Source organism: Aromatoleum sp. (assembly GCF_036675785.1).
Classification (GTDB): domain Bacteria; phylum Pseudomonadota; class Gammaproteobacteria; order Burkholderiales; family Rhodocyclaceae; genus Aromatoleum.
The window spans coordinates 1-17,396 of record NZ_JAKFEF010000010.1 but is presented as its reverse complement, the minus strand read 5'-3'; the positions used below and the strand labels follow the sequence as shown (position 1 = coordinate 17,396).

Below are 17,396 nucleotides of genomic sequence, written 5' to 3'. Positions count from 1 at the left end.
GACGGGCGATTTGCGCAAACCCGGTTTTCAAAATGCTATTCTTCGGGGCTCCCCCGATTCACGTGACGATCCGTCAGGACAGGCTGCAACGTGGTCCTTCCCTTTTTCGGCAAGAAGCCCGTTCCGGGCACACGCCCTGCCGGCGACGCCGGAGGAAGTCCTGCGCCCGACGCCGCGCCGCTGCCCGCGGCGGAGCTGTCGTCGCCCGACCTTACCGACCATGCGCCGGACGCGCTGGCACAGTACGCCGATCTCGTCGAAGTCCGGGAAGTCGGGGCGGGGATCGGTGCGGTGTATGAGGAAGCCGCGGTCCTCTATGCGAACGGCAATGTTCCGGCGGCCGAGGCGGTGCTCGACAGCCCGTCCAATCACGCGCGCGAGGGCGTCTGGATGATGCTTCTCGACCTGTACCGGCTGACCGGCCAGCGCCAGCGATTCGAAACCCGCGTGCTGGACTACGCGACCCGCTTCGAGCGATCGCCGCCGCCGTGGCTGGACCTGTCGGCCGTGCCGGCCCGCGAGCGTCCGCACCCGCGGCCGCTCGTCACGCTTTCCGGCAGCCTTTCCGGTCAGGCCGCGGCCCAGTTCGAGCAGATCGCGGTCATCGGCAAGAAAAGCGGCACGATACGCATCGATCTCGGTCATCTTCGCTCCGTCGACGAGAACGGGTGCGCGATGTTCCGGCAGCTGCTGAAGGAACTCGCGGCGGAGCGTGTCACGGTGTCGCTGCTGAAATGCGCGCGGCTCGCCGACATGCTCGTCGGGCAGGTGCATCCGGGGTGCGCCGAGGGCCGCGACGGATGGCTGCTGCTGCTCGAAATGCTGCAGCACACCGGCGAGCAGGATCGCTTCGAGCAACTTGCGGTCGACTACGCGATCACCTTCGAGGAATCCCCGCCGTCGTGGGAGCCGAAGGCCGAGCAGGAGGCCCAATCGACCGCCGCGCTCGAAGCGGTCGCCGCCGCGAAAGAAGGTTTCAGTCTCGACGGCGAAGTGACCGGCGCCGCGGCCGAGAGCATGCGAAAGCTCGCTGCGTACGCCGCGGAGCGTCAGCGGGTCGAGGTCGACTGCGTGGGGCTGCGACGCATGGATTTCGTCAGCGCGGGCATGTTGTTCAACACGCTCGCCGACATGAAGACGCAGGGCAAGCAGGTCATTCTTAAAAACGTGAATGCCATGGTCGCCGCATTATTGCGCGTCATGAGCGTCGATCAGGTGGCGCAGGTGACGCTCCGCGCGTGACTGCGCAGCCGCCGCGGCTGAGCATAAGGAAAACCCGATGGAACAGTATCACGGCACCACGATCCTCTCGGTGCGTCGCGGCCGGCGCGTAGCGCTCGGCGGCGACGGCCAGGTCACGTTGGGCAACATCGTCATCAAGGCCTCCGCGCGCAAGGTGCGGACGATCTATCAGGGGAAGATCCTCGCCGGGTTCGCCGGCGGGACCGCCGACGCCTTCACGCTCTTCGAGCGCTTCGAGGCCAAGCTCGAAAAGCATCAGGGCAATCTGCTCAGGAGTGCCGTCGAACTCGCGAAGGACTGGCGCACCGACCGCATGCTGCGCCGGCTCGAAGCAATGCTTGCGGTCGCCGATCCCGAGCACTCACTCGTGATCACCGGCAACGGCGACGTGCTCGAGCCCGAGGAGGGCATCGTCGCGATCGGCAGCGGCGGCGCGTACGCGCAGTCGGCGGCGCGCGCCCTGCTCGAGAACACCGAGCTGTCGCCCGAGGTAATCGTCAAGAAGTCGCTGGAGATCGCGGGCGACCTCTGCATCTACACGAACCAGAGCCACGTGATCGAGGTACTCGAGGGATGACCCAAATGACCCCCCCGGAGATCGTCTCCGAACTCGACAAGCACATCGTCGGACAGGGCAAGGCGAAGAAGGCCGTCGCGATCGCGCTGCGCAACCGCTGGCGCCGTGCGCAGGTCGAGGAGCCGCTGCGCAGCGAGATCACGCCGAAGAACATCCTGATGATCGGGCCGACCGGCGTCGGCAAGACCGAGATCGCGCGGCGCCTCGCGCGGCTAGCGAATGCGCCGTTCATCAAGATCGAGGCGACGAAATTCACCGAGGTCGGCTACGTCGGCCGCGATGTGGATACGATCATCCGCGATCTCGCCGAAATCGCGGTCAAGGACGGCCGCGAGCGCGCGATGAAGACCGTCCGCGACCGCGCGCTCGACGCGGCCGAAGACCGCGTCCTCGACGCACTGCTGCCGCCGGCGCGCCCGGTCGGCCTCAACGAACCGGAGCCGGCCGATTCGGCGACCCGGCAGAAATTCCGCAAGCGCCTGCGCGAGGGCGAGCTCAACGACAAGGACATCGAGATCGAGGTCGCGGCGCAGCCGATGACCGCCGAAATCTTCGCGCCGCCCGGCATGGAGGAGCTCACGCAGCAGATCCAGGGGATGTTCCAGAACCTCGGCGGCGGCAAGAAGAAGGTGCGCAAGATGAAGATCGGCGAGGCGCTGAAGGCGCTGACCGACGAGGAAGCGGCGCGCCTGATCAACGACGAGGAGGTCAAGGCGGAAGCCGTGCGCGCGGTCGAGCAGAACGGCATCGTGTTCCTCGACGAGATCGACAAGGTCGCGTCGCGCGCCGAAGGGCAGGGCGCGGACGTGTCGCGCCAGGGCGTGCAGCGCGACCTGCTGCCGCTCGTCGAAGGGACGACGATCTCGACGAAGTACGGGATGATCAAGACCGATCACATCCTGTTCATCGCCAGCGGTGCGTTCCATCTCGCGAAGCCGAGCGACCTGATCCCCGAGCTGCAGGGGCGCTTTCCGATGCGCGTCGAGCTCGAAAGCCTGTCGGTCGACGACTTCAAGCGCATCCTGACGCAGACCGACGCCTGCCTCGTGCGCCAGTACCAGGCCTTGCTTGCGACCGACGGCGTCGAACTGGAATTCGCCGACGACGGCATCCGCCGCATGGCCGAGATCGCGTACCAGGTGAATGAAAAGACCGAGAACATCGGCGCGCGCCGGCTGTACACGGTGATGGAAAAACTCCTCGAAGAAGTCTCGTTTGACGCCGGAAAGATCGGTCTTGCGAAGGTGACTGTTGACGCGGCGTACGTCGACGCGCGGCTCGAAACCTTCGCCGAGCGCGAGGACCTCGCGCGCTACGTGCTGTAACTTCCCGGACGGCGTTGCGCCGTCCGGGAGTTCCCGCCATCCCCGAGGGTCGCCGCCCTGCCCACACCGGGCGGCGGCTCAACGTTGTCGCGCCGCCGGACGTTTCGATTCCCGTTCATGCTGCTTCGCATCGTCTCGATCCTTTTCCCGCTGTTCGCGATCACCGTGCTCGGCTACCTGGTTGGCCGGCGGCTGAAACCGGACCTGTCGCACGCGAACAAGCTGAACATGGACGTGTTCGTTCCGGCGCTCGTGTTCGCTGCCCTCGCGAACAAGGATTTCCGCATCGCGGATTTCGTCCCGCTGTCCGGTGCGACCTTGCTGATCGTCATCGGCTCCGGGCTCGCCGGCTGGCTGCTCGCGCGGCTGTCGCGGGTGCCGCCGAAGACTTTCGTGCCGCCGATCATGTTCAACAACTGCGGCAATCTCGGCCTCCCGCTCGCGGTGCTCGCGTTCGGCGACGCCGCGCTCGCGCCCATGGTCGTGATGTTCATGGTGTCGAACCTGCTGCATTTCTCGTTCGGCGCCTGGCTGCTCGACCACCGCAGCCGGATCTGGAACATCTGGACGGTGCCGTCGGTGCTCGCGACTTTCGCGGGCCTCGCGGTCGGCATCGCCGGGATCGCGATCTGGCCGCCGCTTCTCCTCGCGATCAAGATGCTCGGCGACATCTCGATTCCGCTGATGCTGTTCGGGCTCGGCGTGCGGCTGACCGACTCGAACATTTCGTCGATCGGGCTCGGCGTCTATGGCGCGGTCGCGCGGCCCGTCGCCGGGATGCTGATCGCGCTCGGCGTGATGCAGCTCGTCGATCTGCCGCCGGACCAGCAGGCGCTGCTGCTCGTGTTCGGCGCATTGCCGCCGGCGGTGCTGAACTTCATTTTCGCCGAGCGCTACCAGCAGCAGCCCGAAGCGGTCGCGTCGATCGTGCTGATCGGCAACGTCGCGGCGCTGCTGTTCCTGCCGATCGCGCTCGCGATCGTACTGCCGTAGGCGAGGCTGCGCGTTCGGTCAGCGCCGCCGCGGGCGACCCCGTCCGCGGCTTCGGCGGTCACCACATGTTTTCGACGACGAGGTGCGCCGGCGCGGCGCGGCGCGACAGCTTGTAGCCGAGGCGGTTCAGCAGCTTGCGGCCATCGTCGACCATCTGCGGATTGCCGCACAGCATGATGCGGCTGCGGTCGTGGTCGAGCGGGAAGCCGGCGGCGCGTTCGAGTTCGCCGTTTTCGATCAGCGTCGGGATGCGGTCCTGCAACGCGCCGTCGACCGGCTCGCGCGTGACGATCGGAACGTAGCGGAGCTTGTGCGCGGCGCCGCCGACGAGCGGGTGCGCGGCGAGGTCGGCGAGTTCGGCGCGGTATGCGAGCTCCGCTGCGAACCGCACGCTGTGGACGAGGACGATGCGTTCGTAATCGGTCCAGGTCGCCGGGTCGTGCAGGATCGAAATGTACGGCGCGAGGCCGGTGCCGGTCGCGATCAGCCACAGGTCGCGGCCGTCGACGAAGCGGTCGGTCGTCAGGAAGCCGTAGTTCATCCGTTCGACGAGGATGTCGTCGCCTTCGGCGAGTTGCGCGAGCCGGCTCGTGAATTCGCCGTCCGGCACGACGATCGAGTAGAACTCGAGGTGCTCGTCGTACGGCGCGGACACCATCGAATACGCGCGCCAGACGACTTCGTCGTCGTCCTTGCGCAAGCCGAGCCGCGCGAACTGTCCCGGTACGAAGCGGAATGTCGCGTCGCGCGTCGTGCGGAAGCTGAAGAGATGCGGCGTCCAGCGCCGGATCGCGAGGATGCACTCGGTCGTGAAGCGGTCGGCGGGCGTCGGCATCGGCGGCTCCGGGGTCCGTGAGCAATGTTGAGTAAATTACTCGGGTATGCCGGCGGCGGCAACCCGGGGACGAGACATGGTCGCGCTCAGCCGGCGCGGGTGGGGGTCACGACTGCCGTGGGCTCCGCGTCGATCCGGGTGGACGCCTCGACGACACCTTTCAGCAGGTCCACCGGCACAGGGAACACGATCGTCGAGGATTTGTCACCCGCGACCTGCGTCAGCGTTTGCAGGTAGCGCAGCTGCATCGCCGCCGGCTGACGCGACAGCATTTCGGCCGCCTCCATCAGGCTCTCGGCCGCCTGCTTCTCGCCCTCGGCGTGGATGACTTTAGCGCGCCGTTCGCGCTCGGCCTCGGCTTGGCGCGCGATCGCCCGGATCATTGTCTCATTGAGGTCGACGTGCTTGATCTCGACGTTGGTGACCTTGATCCCCCACCCGTCGGTCTGCGCGTCGAGGATCTGCTGCACGTCGAGGTTCAGCCGTTCGCGCTCGGCGAGCATCTCGTCGAGTTCGTGCTTGCCGAGCACCGCGCGTAGCGTCGTCTGCGCGAGCTGGCTCGTCGCGACCATGTAGTTCTCGACCTGGATGATCGCCTTCTCCGGGTCGACGACGCGGAAGAACACGATCGCGTTGACCTTCACCGACACGTTGTCGCGCGAGATCACGTCCTGGCTCGGCACGTCCATCGTCACGACGCGCAGGTCCACCTTGACCATCTGCTGCAGGCCGGGGATCACGATCACGAGGCCGGGCCCCTTGACCTTCCAGAAGCGGCCGAGCATGAAGATCACGCCGCGTTCGTACTCGCGCAGGATGCGGATCGCGCTGACCGCGATGACGATCAGGACGAGCAGGATGGTGCCGAGGCCGAGATTGATGTCGTAGATCACGGGGAACTCCTTTCGCTCGTGCCCGCCGCTATCGGTTCGACCTGGAGCGTCAGGCCGGACAGGCCGGTGACGCGCACGCGGTCGCCGGGCGCCAGCGGTTCGATCGCCGCGACGCGCCAGGATTCCCCGTGAACCTGCGCCCAAGTGCCGGCAGCCGTCGAGGACGTGACGACGCCGACGCAGCCGACGAGCGCTTCGCGGCCGCTAACGACGGCCCGCGTGCGCGTGCGCGCGGCGAGCCCGCCGACCGCGAGGATCAGCGCGGCGCTGACGAGCGCGAGCCCGGCGATGAACGGCAGCGGAATGCCGAAGCCGGGCGCGTCGCTATCCATCAGGAACAGCCCGCCGACGATGAACGCGATGACGCCGCCGATCCCGAGCGCGCCGAAGCTCGGTAGAAACGCTTCGGCAAGCATCAGCGTCGCGCCGATCGCGATCAGCGCGACGCCCGCCCAGTTGACCGGCAACAACTGGAACGCATACAGCGCGATGAGCAGGCAGATCAGGCCGGCAACGCCGGGTACGCCGAAGCCGGGGCTCGTGAATTCGAAGAACAACCCGTAGATGCCGATCATCATCAGCACGAGCGCGAGCTGCGGGTTCGACAGGAGCGCGAGAACGCCGGTGCGCCAATCGGGGTCGATGCGGCGCACGTCCGCGCCCGCGGTCGCGAGGCGCAGCTTGTTGCCGCTGTCGAGCGTCACTTCGCGGCCGTCGAGGCGGTCGAGCAGATCCTTCAGGTCGCTCGCGACGAGGTCGATTACGTCCGCCTTCAACGCCTCGTCGGCGGACAGGCTCGCCGCTTCGCGCACCGCGCGTTCGGCGAAGTCCGGGTTGCGGCCGCGCAGTTGCGCGAGGCTGCGCAGGTACGCGGCGGCGTCGTTCTCGATCTTCGCCTTCATCGCGTCGCCGCGGCCGGTGCGCTTCGGCGCGTCCGCGCCCGATTTGTCGGCGCCGTCATCCGCTTCGTCCGCGTCGGGCGGTTTTTCGCCGCCGGGAGCGCCGATCGCGACCGGCGTCGCCGCGCCGAGGTTCGTCGCCGGCGCCATCGCGGCGATGTGGCTGGCGTACAGGATGTAGGTGCCGGCGCTGGCGGCGCGCGCGCCGCCCGGACTCACGTAGGTCGCGACCGGGATCGGCGACGCGAGGATCTCGCGGATGATGATGCGCATCGACGCGTCGAGACCGCCCGGCGTGTCCATTTCGATGACCACGAGGCCGGCGTTCGCGGCGCGCGCCTTGTCGAGGCCGCGGCGGATGAAGTCCGACGTCGCGGGGCCGATGATGCCGTCCACGCGCAACGCGACGACTTGGGTGGCGGGAGCACCGGCCCCCCAGGCGATCGACGGCAAGCCGAGGCCGAACAGCAGCAACAGCAGTGCGATCAGTCGGTGCGACAACACGCGCATGCCCGCTCCCGCGAATGGAGGGACGGACGCGACGGCGCGAGGATCCGGGCATCCGCTCGTGTGAGTCGGATGCGGTGGAAGCGTTCCCGCCGCAGCCGGCTCCATCGCTGCACGGGGCGCAATGCGGGGCGCGGTGCGGAAACGGGACGAAAAAAGAGCACCGGTCTTGCGGACCGATGCTCCGTTCGAGCAGCGAGGCGTTTCGACGGCTTACGCCGTTTCGAGCGTCGGCAGCGCGATCTTGTTGTCCTTGCTGTGCTGGTAGTCGAGGAAGATGTGCTCCGCGCTCAGGATCTGGTACGTCCCGTCGTCGCGGCGATGCGTCGTGTCCTTCAGCCGGTAGGTGTAATGGCCGCAGGTCCAGCAGTCGAAGTTGCGCATGTGCGTGCACAGGCAGGTCTTGTCCATCACGCGCAGGCGGCGCGCGTCCGGATGCGCGGCGAGCTCGCGGTTGTACGCGGTGATGTACGCGCAGTTGCCGTTCGCGTCGAGGAGATAACCGTAGGCCTCGCAGTTCGGGCGAATGCCGGCGCCGATCGACGGGCTGCTCTTCAGCATGCGCATCGGGTAGCCGGTGGGCGAGATGTTGTTGACCTCGATGTCCTCTTCCTGCGCCGCGAAGTAGTGCTGCTGCACTTCGGGCGGCAGGCCGCATTCGTGCGACACGGTGAAGCGCGTCGCGACCTGCACCGCGGCGGCGCCGGCGTCGAGGAAGGACACCGCGTCGCTGCCGGTGAAGATGCCGCCGGCGGGGATCAGCGGGATGTCGAGCTTTTCGGCGGCGAGCCAGTCTCGGATCTCGGCGACGATCGCGTGCAGGTCGTACTGCGCCCAGTCCATGCCGAAGCCGAGGTGGCCGCCGGCGAGCGGCCCTTCGACGACGACGTAGTCGGGCAGGCGGTTCGTGCGCGCGGACTTGCGCAGGAAGAGCTGCAGCGCGCGCAGCGACGACACGATGATGCCGAGCTTGACGTCGCGAAAGCGCGGATGGTCCTCGATCAGGCCGAACGAGCCCAGATGCAGGCCGGCGGCGAGCGTGATGCCGTCGATGCCGGCGTCGAGCGCCGACCGCAGGCGCACGCGCAGCGTGTCCTTCGGCCCGTTCATCGTCAGCTTTTCCATGCAGTTGATGAAGATCAGGCCGTCGCCGCGCTTGCGCTCCATCGTGTGGCGCACATGCTTTTCGGTCGCCTCGGCGAGGAGACCCAGGTCGAACTGCACTTCGGACTTGTCCGCGTTCGCGACGTTGTACTTGTAGAACTTCAGCTTGTCGCGCGTGTATTTGGTGTCGTAGCGGCGGTCGCTGACCGTCGGAATCATCGCGTCCGAAATGTGCCCGATGCCGCCGAGCCGCGCGGCTTCGAGCGACAGCTCGGACGTGGAGATGTCGACACCCATTCCGCCAACCATGATCGGCACGTATTCCCTGCTGCCGAACCGCAGGCGGAAATCATCGACAGATTTCATGTTCATCTTCTATGTTGCTCGCTGTGCCCGGCAGCTGGAAATCGGGCAAACCGGGATTTTCCCACACCCGGCCACCGACGGGTAAGGCATCGCGCCCCGGTGCCTTTCGGCAGCCGGGGCGGGAAGGGAGGAGGCGTTGTCTTCGATGCGGCAGCTTCAGCGGATCATCCCGGCGCCGACGGTGTTGTTCGTGCTCTCGTCGATGACGATGAAAGCGCCGGTCGCGCGGTTGTCGGCGTACGGGTCCGCGAAGACCGGTTGGGCGAGTTTGAGTGTCAGGTTCGCGATATCGTTCATCGCGAGTGTCGTCGCCGCTTCGTGTTCGAGCGTATTCACGTCGAGCCGGTGGTCGATCTTCGCGACCTTCGCCTTCACTTCGCGCGTCGTGTGGCGCAGCAGGTAAGTGCGTGCCGGCGACAGCGGCGTCTCGGACAGCCAGCAGACCGTCGCGTCGATCTGCTTCGCCTGCTGCGGCTGCTCGGCCGTCTTGACGATCATGTCGCCGCGCGAGATGTCGATCTCGTCGGCGAGCAGCAGCGTCACCGACTGTTCGTGGATCGCGCGTCCGATGCTCGCGCCGCCGAGTTGGACGTCCTTGATCGTGCTGGTGCGACCCGACGGCAGCACCGTCACCGCGTCGCCGACCGCGATCTCACCGGACTCGACGCGCCCCATGAAGCCGCGGTAGTCGTGCAGCGCCGGGTTCGCGGAGTCCTGCGGGCGGCAGACGAACTGCACCGGGAAGCGGAAGTTCTCGGCCTGCTCGGTGTGCGCCGCGGGCACGGTCTCGAGGATCTGCAGCAGCGTCGGGCCGTCGTACCAGCCGAGGCGGTCGCCGCGGTCGACGATCATGTCGCCGTTCAGCGCCGACAACGGGATGAAGCGCACGTCCTTGATGCCGAGCTTGCCGGCGAACGCGAGGTAGTCGGCGCGGATGCGCTCGAATACCGCCTCGTCGTAGTCGACGAGGTCCATCTTGTTCACCGCGACGACGAGGTGCGGGATGCCGACGAGGCTCGCGAGGTAGGAATGGCGGCGCGTCTGCGTCAGCACGCCCTTGCGCGCGTCGACGAGGATGATCGCGAGGTTCGCCGTCGACGCGGCGGTCACCATGTTGCGGGTGTACTGCTCGTGGCCGGGCGCGTCGGCGATGATGTACTTGCGCGTGCCGGTCGAAAAATAGCGGTACGCGACGTCGATCGTGATGCCCTGTTCGCGCTCGGCCTGCAGGCCGTCGGTCAGCAGCGACAGGTCGACTGCGGTCGTGCCGCGCTTCGCGGAGGTCTTTTCGATCGCGTTCAGCGTGTCGGCGAGGATCGTCTTCGTGTCGAAGAGCAGGCGGCCGATCAGCGTGCTCTTGCCGTCGTCGACGCTGCCGCAGGTCAGGAAGCGCAGCAGGCCGTGGTCGGTGTCGGGCAGGTTTTCGATGGCGGACATTGTCGTAATTCCTTCGGATCTTTCAGAAATCTGTTGTTGCTGATGGGCCACGGGGGCCGCCGGGGCCGCCGGGGCCGTGTGCCGTATCCGCTCTGCGGCTGCGGAACGCGCGCTGCACCGCGCTTCCGCGCTGCGCGCTCAGACAGTCCTCGCCGCGCCGCGAACACCCCGCACGTCCGCGGCTGTGTTCGGCTTAGAAATACCCTTCCTTCTTCCGCTGCTCCATCGACGCTTCGGACGTCTGGTCGTCCATCCGGGTCGCGCCGCGTTCGGTGATCGTCGTCGTCGCGGTCTCGAGCAGGATTTTCGCGACGGTGTCGGCGTCGGATTCGACCGGCGCGGTGCAGGTGATGTCGCCGACGGTGCGGAAGCGCACGCGCACGTCCTCGACGACGTCGCCCGGGTTCGCCGGCGTGACGTCGGTCACCGGCTGCAGCAGGCCGTTCTTCCGCACGACGGGCCGCACGTGCGCGAAGTAGATCGACGGCAGCTCGAGTTGTTCGCGCTCGATGTACTGCCATACATCGAGTTCGGTCCAGTTGCTGATCGGGAACGCGCGGATGTTCTCGCCCTTGTGGCTGCGCGCGTTGTAGAGGTTCCACAGCTCGGGGCGCTGGTTCTTCGGGTCCCACTGACCGAACTCGTCGCGGAAGCTCATGATCCGCTCCTTCGCGCGCGCCTTCTCCTCGTCGCGCCGCGCGCCGCCGATGCACGCGTCGAAACCGAACTCCTCGATCGACTCGAGCAGCGTCACCGACTGATGCTTGTTGCGCGACTCGTCGGGCGTCTTCAATACGACGGTGCCGCGCGCCATCGAGTCCTCGACCGAGCGCACGATCAGCCGCTCGCCGAGCTCGGCGGCGCGCTTGTCGCGGAAGTCGGTGACTTCCTTGTAGTTGTGGCCGGTGTCGATGTGCATCAGTGGGAACGGGAAGCGGCCCGGGCGGAACGCCTTCTCGGCCAGGCGCAGCATGCAGATCGAGTCCTTGCCGCCGGAGAACAGCAGCACCGGGTTCGCGCACTGGCCGGCGACCTCGCGCATGATGTGGATCGCCTCGGCTTCGAGCCAGTCGAGGTGGGTCAGGGTTTGTCTGGTCAGCGTCGACATTTTTCGTTCTCGGATTTCAGCTCAAGGTTTCTTGTTCGTGGCCCGCAGCGCGCGCACCGCGGCCCGCACGCCGGCGCCCAGCGCGGCGAGGCGGCGGCGCAGGCCGGGGCGCGAATACGGTGCGGCGGGCGAAGCGTGCGGATGCGGTTCGAGTCGGCGGTTCATCGTTCAGCCCTTCTTGACGTGCAGCCCGCATTCCTTGCTCGCGGGATCCTCCCACCACCAGCGTCCGGCGCGCACGTCCTCGCCGACGGCGATCGCGCGCGTGCAGGGCGCGCAGCCGATGCTCGGGTAGAACTGGTCGTGCAGCGCGTTGTACGGCACGTCGTGCAGGCGGATGTAGGCCCAGACTTCGGTCTCGGACCAGTCCGACAGCGGGTTCAGTTTCACGAGGCCGTTGCCTTCGTCGAATTCGCGCAGCGGCAGCCCGCTGCGTGTCGTCGACTGCGCGGCGCGCAGGCCGGTGACCCACGCCTTCTTGCCGGCGAGCGCGCGGCGCAGCGGTTCGACCTTGCGGACGAAGCAGCATGCCTTTCTCAACTCGACCGAGTCGTAGAACGCATTCATGCCGTGCGTGCGCACGAAAGTTTCGACGGCGTCGGACTGCGGGAAGAACACTTTCAGCCGCGTCGCGTAGCGCTTCTCGACGTCGCCGATCAGTGCGTAGGTTTCGGCCGGCAGGCGGCCGGTGTCGAGCGAGAAGATCTCGATCGGCAGGTTTTCGCGCAGGATCAGGTCGGTCAGCACCATGTCCTCGGCGCCGAAGCTGTTCGCGAACGTCAGCTCGCCGGCCGCGCCGAACTCGTCGACCGCGGCGCGCAGCAGCGCGAGCGCGGTGGCGGACTTCGCTTCGACGCTCGCGCGCAGCGCGTCGGTCAGCTCCGGCCGCGTCGCCGGATTCGTCGTCGGCGCGCGCAGCAGCGTTACTGCACCACTCACGATTCCACCTGTTGCGCGCCCGGGCGCGCGACGCGCCGGAAGAGCGGCTGCGGGTGGGTGGCCGATGCCTGGTACGGTTGCGTGAAATCGGAAATGTTCGCGACCGCCGCTTCGAGCTGTTCGTCGGTGTAGCGGTCGGCGCGCGGCTGCAACGCGTCGAAGCCCGAGCGCGTCAGGTAGTTGAACTGGTCGCGCAACACGTCGCCGATCGCGCGCAACTCGCCAGTGTAGCCGTAGCGGGTGCGCAGCAGCGTGGCGATCGAGTAGCCGCGGCCGTCGGTGAACTTCGGGAAGTTCACCGCGACGATTCGGAACTGCGCGACGTCAGCGGCAAAGGCTTCGAGGTCGTCGTCGCCGGCGAGCCACACGCCCACTTCGCCGCGCGCGGCGCGATCGAGGAGTTGCGCGCGGTGCGCCTGCCAGACTTCCAGCGGGACGAGGACGTGGCCGGCGGGGACGACGGCCGCTACGGGCGTTTCGTCCTCGTCGAGCGCGAGGATGCGCCAGTCGTCGGAAACGATCCGGCCGTTCTTGATCAACTTAGGCATTGACGACCTTCCTTTGCGTCTGCTGTTCGCCGCCATAGACGCGCTGCTTGAACGGCTCGATGCCGAGACGATGCACCGTGTCGACGAAGCGCTCGCCCTCGTGGCGGTATTCGATATAGGTGTCGATGAGCTTTTCGACGACGTCCGCCATCTGGTCGCGCGCGAACGACGGGCCGATGACCTTGCCGAGCGCGGTGTCGTTGCCCTGCGTGCCGCCGATCGTCACCTGGTACCACTCCTGGCCGCTCTTATCGACGCCGAGGATGCCGATGTGGCCGACGTGGTGGTGGCCGCAGGAGTTCATGCAGCCCGAGATGTTGATGTCGATGTCGCCGATGTCGTAGAGATAGTCGAGGTCGTCGAAGCGCTGCTGGATCGACTGCGCGATGGGGATCGACTTCGCGTTCGCGAGCGAGCAGAAATCGCCGCCCGGGCAGCAGATGATGTCGGTCAGCAGGCCGATGTTCGGCGTCGCCAGCCCCGCCTCGCGGGCGAGCTGCCACAGCGTGTGGAGGTCGGACAGCCTGACGTCGGCGAGGACGACGTTCTGCTCGTGCGTCATTCGCGCTTCGCCGAAGCTGAAGCGGTCCGCCCAGCCGGCGACGAAGTCCATCTGCTCGGCGCTGATGTCGCCAGGCGCGATGCCGGTCTTCTTCAGCGACAGCGTGACCGACACGTAGCCGGGTTTCTTGTGCGCGCGCACGTTGCGCTTGACCCACGCGGCGAACGGCTTGCTCGCGGCGAGATGCGCCTCATGGACGACGTCGCGCGCGGGCAGCGTCTCGTAGTCGGGATCGACGAAATGCGCGGCGACGCGCTGCACTTCCGCTTCGGTCAGCGTATTCGGACCGTCCTTGACGTGCGCCCATTCCGCCTCGACCTGGCGCGCGAACTCCTCGGGCCCCAGCGCCTTGACGAGGATCTTGATGCGCGCCTTCCAGATGTTGTCGCGCCGGCCGTAGCGGTTATAAACGCGCAGGATCGACTCGCAGTACGTGATCAGGTGCTGCCACGGGACGAAGCTCGCGATCTCCTCGCCGAGGATCGGCGTGCGGCCGAGCCCACCGCCGACGAGCACGCGGAAGCCGACGTTGCCGTCGGCGTCGCGCTTGAGGTCGAGGCCGATGTCGTAGACGCGCACGACGACGCGGTCTTCGGCCGCGGCGTTCAGCGCGATCTTGAACTTGCGCGGCAGGTACGCGAACTCGGGATTGTAGGTCGCCCACTGGCGCAGGATCTCGGCCCACGGGCGCGGATCGACGATCTCGTCGGCGGCCACGCCGGCGAACGCGTCGGCGGTGATGTTGCGGATGTCGTTGCCGGAAGTCTGGTTCGCGTGCATCTGCACGCTCGCAAGCTCCGCGAGCATCTCGGGGATGGCTTCGAGCGGCGACCAGTTGAACTGGACGTTCGTCCGCGTCGTGAAATGCGCGTAGCCGCGGTCGTAGGTGCGCGCGAGGTGCGCGAGCTTGCGCAGCTGGCGGCTCGCGAGGTGACCGTACGGCACCGAGATCCGGAACATCGGCGCATGGCGCTGGATGTACAGGCCGTTCTGCAGCCGCACCGGACGGAACTCGTCGTCGCTCAGCTCGCCGGCGAGATGGCGGCGCATCTGGTCGCGGAACTGGGCGACGCGTTCGTCGAGCAACTGCTGGTCGTATTCGTCGTATCGGTACATCGCGTCTCTCTCGTTCAGTCTTTGAATTCGTTCGCCGTTTACTGGCTGATCAGCTTCGCGCCGACCAGCACCAGCATCGTCGCCAGGATCGGGCGCAGCACGCGATCCGGCACCCTCGTCGAAATGTGGCTGCCGACCCAGATGCCGGGCAGCGAGCCGATCAGCAGGCTGCCGAGCAGGAACCAGTCGACGCTGCCGAGCATCCAGTGGCCCACCCCGGCCACCAGCGTCAGCGGCACCGCGTGCGCAATGTCCGAGCCGACGATGCGCAGCACCGGCATCGTCGGATACAGGAAGAACAGCGCGGTGACGCCGAGCGCTCCGGCACCGACCGACGAGATCGACACCAGCACGCCGAGCACGGCGCCGGTCAGCACCGTGAGCCGCGCGGTCCGCGTCGGGCTCAGTGCGCCGGCGAAGCGCGCGGCCGCATATGCCTGGATCTTCTTGCGGAAGATCACCGCGATGGCGGTCAGCACGAGCGCGACGCCGAGCGCGACCTTGATCAGGCCGGTTGCCCCATCGATGCCGCCGGGCGCGAACCTGCCGACCAGGAACAGCGTGAGCGCGGCGGCCGGCAGGCTACCAGTCGCGAGCCGCTTCGTCACCTGCCAGTCGACCGTTCCCTTGATTCCGTGCACAAGCGTTCCGCCCGCCTTCGTGATCGACGCGTACAGGAGATCCGTGCCCACCGCGACCGACGGATGGATGCCAAAGAGCAGCACCAGCAGCGGCGTCATCAACGAACCGCCTCCCACGCCGGTGAGTCCGACGATTGCGCCGACGGCGAATCCTGTGAGGGGGTAGGCGAAGTCCATGAGCACTGTTTCCCGGGATGGTGCGGCGCATCGTAAGTGGCGCGAGTAGATTGAAAAAGACGGTTGGCGTTAGACTCTAAGAAGAATTCGTTATAAGAGGCCGACATGAACCTGCAGCAGCTGCGCTACATCCACGAGGTCGCCCGCCGCGGACTGAACGTTTCGGAGGCGGCGGAAGCGCTGTTCACTTCGCAGCCGGGCGTGTCGAAGCAGATCCGGCTGTTCGAGAGCGAACTCGGCGTCGACGTCTTCGTGCGCCACGGCAAGCGCCTCGTCGCGGTCACCGACCCCGGCCGTCAGGTGCTCGCGATCGCCGAGCGCGTGCTGCGCGATGTCGACAACCTGCGGCAGGTCGGCGACGAATTCACGAACGAAGTCGCCGGCAGCCTGTCGATCGCGACGACGCACACCCAGGCCCGCTACGTGCTGCCGCGCATCGTGCGCGACTTCATGCAGCGCTTTCCGCAGGTCAAGCTGTCGCTGCACCAGGGCAGCCCGCGCCAGGTGTGCGCGATGGTGATGTCCGGCGAGGCGGATCTCGCGCTCGCGACCGAGGCGATCGCCGAGTACGAGGACCTCGTGATGCTGCCGTGCTACCAGTGGAATCGCTGCGTCGTCGCGACGCCGCGCCATCCGATCCTGAAGGAGCATCCGCTGACGCTCGAGGCGATCTCGCGCTTCCCGATCATCACCTACGACGACGCCTTCACCGGCCGCAGCCTGATCAACAAGGCCTTCCTCGGCCGCGGCCTGCGTCCGAACGTCGTGCTGACGGCACTCGATTCGGACGTGATCAAGACTTACGTGTCGATGGATCTGGGCATCGGCATCCTCGCCCGCATGGCCTTCGATCCGGCCGCCGACCGCTCGCTTGGCATGAGCGACGCGGCGCACCTCTTCGAATCGAGCACGACGCGCATCGGCCTGCGGCGCAACGCCTACCTGCGGGGCTACGTGTACGCGTTCATCGAACTGTTCGCGCCGCACCTGACGCGCCGCATGGTCGATGTCGCGCTCGCCGGCGGCGGCGAGGACTACGGGCTGTAAGCGAAGCACGCCGAAGCCCGCGCCGCATGAGGGGCGCGTTCGGGGACGGGCGAGGGCGGGTGCTGTCGCGGATTGACGTGCCGCGAGGTGCGCCGGGGCGTGACGACGCGAGGCGCCGCGCTCGGTCGAGCCCCGGAATCGGTGGCCCGGGGTAGCCGGACTCAGCCGGCGTGGAACGGGCCGATGCGCCGTTTGCGCTCCTGGTCGAGCAGGCGGGCGGCCACCTCGCCGGGGATGCCGAGCGTATCGAACACCGAGCCGGCGAGCTGCAGGCCGGATTCGAGCGTCTCGGGAATCACGATCGTCGCGCCCGCGTCGCGCAGCGTCGCCGCGTGGGCCTCGTCGCGGGCGCGGGCGGCGACGCGGATCGCCGGGAAGGCTGCGCGGATGCCCTTGACCGCGTGCACCGCGGCCGCGGTGTGGTCCATCGTGAGCACGACCGCGACCGCGCGTTCGAGGTGGAACTTGCGCAGCAGTTCCGGCCGGCTCGCGTCGCCGAAATACACCGGCTCGCCCTGCGCGCGCTGGCGGGCGACGAGCTTCGCGTCGTTCTCGATCGCGACGTGGGGGATGCCCTGCGCGGCGAGCAGTTCGCCGATCATCTTCCCGACCCGGCCGTAGCCCGCGACGACGACGTGGCCGCTGATCTGTTGCAGCGCGCCTTCGTCGTCGGCGGGCGCCTTCTGCCCGACGCGCGCGTCGATCGCGTCGCCGAGCTTGCGGCCGACGAGCGCGAGCGGCGGCGTCACGAGCATCGACAGGCTGACGACCAGCAGCATGAACTGCCCGATTTGTGCGCTGATGATGCCGAGCCCCATTGCCATGCCGATGACGATGAACGCGAATTCGCCGCCCTGCGACAGCATCAGGCCGCCTTCGACCGCGCGGCCCCAGCTCAGTCCGAACGCCCGGAACAGCCCGAGCACGATGAGCCCCTTGGTCGCGAGCAGGCCGACGACCGAAACGGGCAGCAGCAGCGGCTCGGCGAGGATCGAGCTGACGTCGATCCCCATGCCGACCGACATGAAGAACAGACCCATCAAGAGGCCCTTGAACGGCTCGATCGTGACTTCGACCTCG

The 17,396-nt window shown here is 67.4% G+C and carries 17 protein-coding genes; 5 read left to right on the top strand and 12 right to left on the bottom strand.

Going from position 1 to position 17,396, the window contains the following annotated elements; genetic code table 11:
- Positions 1-90: 90 nt before the first annotated feature.
- The 4 genes from V6M37_RS01630 to V6M37_RS01615 all read left to right on the top strand — a co-directional run bounded on the left by V6M37_RS01630 (position 91) and on the right by V6M37_RS01615 (position 4,137).
- On the top strand, positions 91-1,242 hold the full coding sequence (locus tag V6M37_RS01630) for an STAS domain-containing protein (RefSeq protein WP_332670460.1): 1,152 nt from the start codon (positions 91-93) through the stop codon (positions 1,240-1,242).
- A 37-nt stretch (positions 1,243-1,279) separates the two neighbouring features.
- Complete coding sequence (gene hslV, locus V6M37_RS01625) at positions 1,280-1,819, top strand: ATP-dependent protease subunit HslV (RefSeq protein ID WP_332670458.1); 540 nt, start codon at positions 1,280-1,282, stop codon at positions 1,817-1,819.
- A complete protein-coding gene (hslU, locus tag V6M37_RS01620) occupies positions 1,816-3,144 on the top strand; it encodes an ATP-dependent protease ATPase subunit HslU (RefSeq protein ID WP_332670456.1) in 1,329 nt (442 codons plus the stop codon). The genes hslV and hslU overlap by 4 nt, the downstream gene beginning before the upstream one ends.
- Positions 3,145-3,261: 117 nt before the next feature.
- On the top strand, positions 3,262-4,137 hold the full coding sequence (locus V6M37_RS01615) for an AEC family transporter (RefSeq protein WP_332670454.1): 876 nt from the start codon (positions 3,262-3,264) through the stop codon (positions 4,135-4,137).
- A 58-nt stretch (positions 4,138-4,195) separates the two neighbouring features.
- Here the strand turns inward: V6M37_RS01615 and V6M37_RS01610 are convergent, their stop codons facing one another.
- The 11 genes from V6M37_RS01610 to V6M37_RS01560 form a co-directional block, all read right to left on the bottom strand.
- Positions 4,196-4,972 (bottom strand): ferredoxin--NADP reductase, encoded by a 777-nt coding sequence (locus V6M37_RS01610; protein ID WP_332670452.1) that lies wholly within the window; start codon positions 4,970-4,972, stop codon positions 4,196-4,198.
- A gap of 86 nt (positions 4,973-5,058) precedes the next feature.
- Positions 5,059-5,865, bottom strand: a complete 807-nt coding sequence (locus V6M37_RS01605) for a slipin family protein (protein ID WP_332670450.1) — start codon at positions 5,863-5,865, stop codon at positions 5,059-5,061.
- On the bottom strand, positions 5,862-7,274 hold the full coding sequence (locus V6M37_RS01600; RefSeq protein WP_332670448.1) for an NfeD family protein: 1,413 nt from the start codon (positions 7,272-7,274) through the stop codon (positions 5,862-5,864). Before V6M37_RS01600 ends, V6M37_RS01605 begins: the two co-directional genes overlap by 4 nt.
- A gap of 210 nt (positions 7,275-7,484) precedes the next feature.
- A complete protein-coding gene (locus V6M37_RS01595) occupies positions 7,485-8,741 on the bottom strand; it encodes a nitronate monooxygenase (protein WP_332670446.1) in 1,257 nt (418 codons plus the stop codon).
- A 156-nt stretch (positions 8,742-8,897) separates the two neighbouring features.
- Positions 8,898-10,178 carry a sulfate adenylyltransferase subunit CysN gene (gene cysN / locus V6M37_RS01590; protein ID WP_332670444.1) on the bottom strand — a complete coding sequence of 427 codons (1,281 nt, stop codon included), beginning with the start codon at positions 10,176-10,178 and terminating at the stop codon, positions 8,898-8,900.
- 193 nt (positions 10,179-10,371) lie between these two features.
- Entirely contained in the window at positions 10,372-11,286 is a 915-nt protein-coding gene (cysD, locus tag V6M37_RS01585) for a sulfate adenylyltransferase subunit CysD (protein WP_332670442.1), read from the bottom strand.
- A gap of 21 nt (positions 11,287-11,307) precedes the next feature.
- Positions 11,308-11,451, bottom strand: a complete 144-nt coding sequence (locus V6M37_RS01580; RefSeq protein ID WP_332670439.1) for a hypothetical protein — start codon at positions 11,449-11,451, stop codon at positions 11,308-11,310.
- 3 nt (positions 11,452-11,454) lie between these two features.
- Positions 11,455-12,225, bottom strand: a complete 771-nt coding sequence (locus V6M37_RS01575) for a phosphoadenylyl-sulfate reductase (protein ID WP_332670437.1) — start codon at positions 12,223-12,225, stop codon at positions 11,455-11,457.
- On the bottom strand, positions 12,222-12,773 hold the full coding sequence (locus tag V6M37_RS01570) for a DUF934 domain-containing protein (RefSeq protein WP_332670434.1): 552 nt from the start codon (positions 12,771-12,773) through the stop codon (positions 12,222-12,224). Before V6M37_RS01570 ends, V6M37_RS01575 begins: the two co-directional genes overlap by 4 nt.
- The gene (locus tag V6M37_RS01565; RefSeq protein WP_332670431.1) at positions 12,766-14,451 is read right to left on the bottom strand and encodes a nitrite/sulfite reductase; all 1,686 of its coding nucleotides are present in this window, start codon (positions 14,449-14,451) and stop codon (positions 12,766-12,768) included. Before V6M37_RS01565 ends, V6M37_RS01570 begins: the two co-directional genes overlap by 8 nt.
- A gap of 38 nt (positions 14,452-14,489) precedes the next feature.
- Entirely contained in the window at positions 14,490-15,269 is a 780-nt protein-coding gene (locus V6M37_RS01560; RefSeq protein WP_332670429.1) for a sulfite exporter TauE/SafE family protein, read from the bottom strand.
- Positions 15,270-15,374: 105 nt separating this feature from the next.
- Here V6M37_RS01560 and cysB point away from each other — a divergent pair, with 105 nt between their 5' ends.
- Complete coding sequence (cysB, locus tag V6M37_RS01555; protein ID WP_332670426.1) at positions 15,375-16,316, top strand: HTH-type transcriptional regulator CysB; 942 nt, start codon at positions 15,375-15,377, stop codon at positions 16,314-16,316.
- Positions 16,317-16,477: 161 nt separating this feature from the next.
- On the opposite strand, the gene V6M37_RS01550 is transcribed toward cysB, so the two are convergent.
- On the bottom strand, positions 16,478-17,396 hold a 919-nt coding region (locus tag V6M37_RS01550; protein WP_332670424.1), incomplete at its 5' end, for an NAD-binding protein.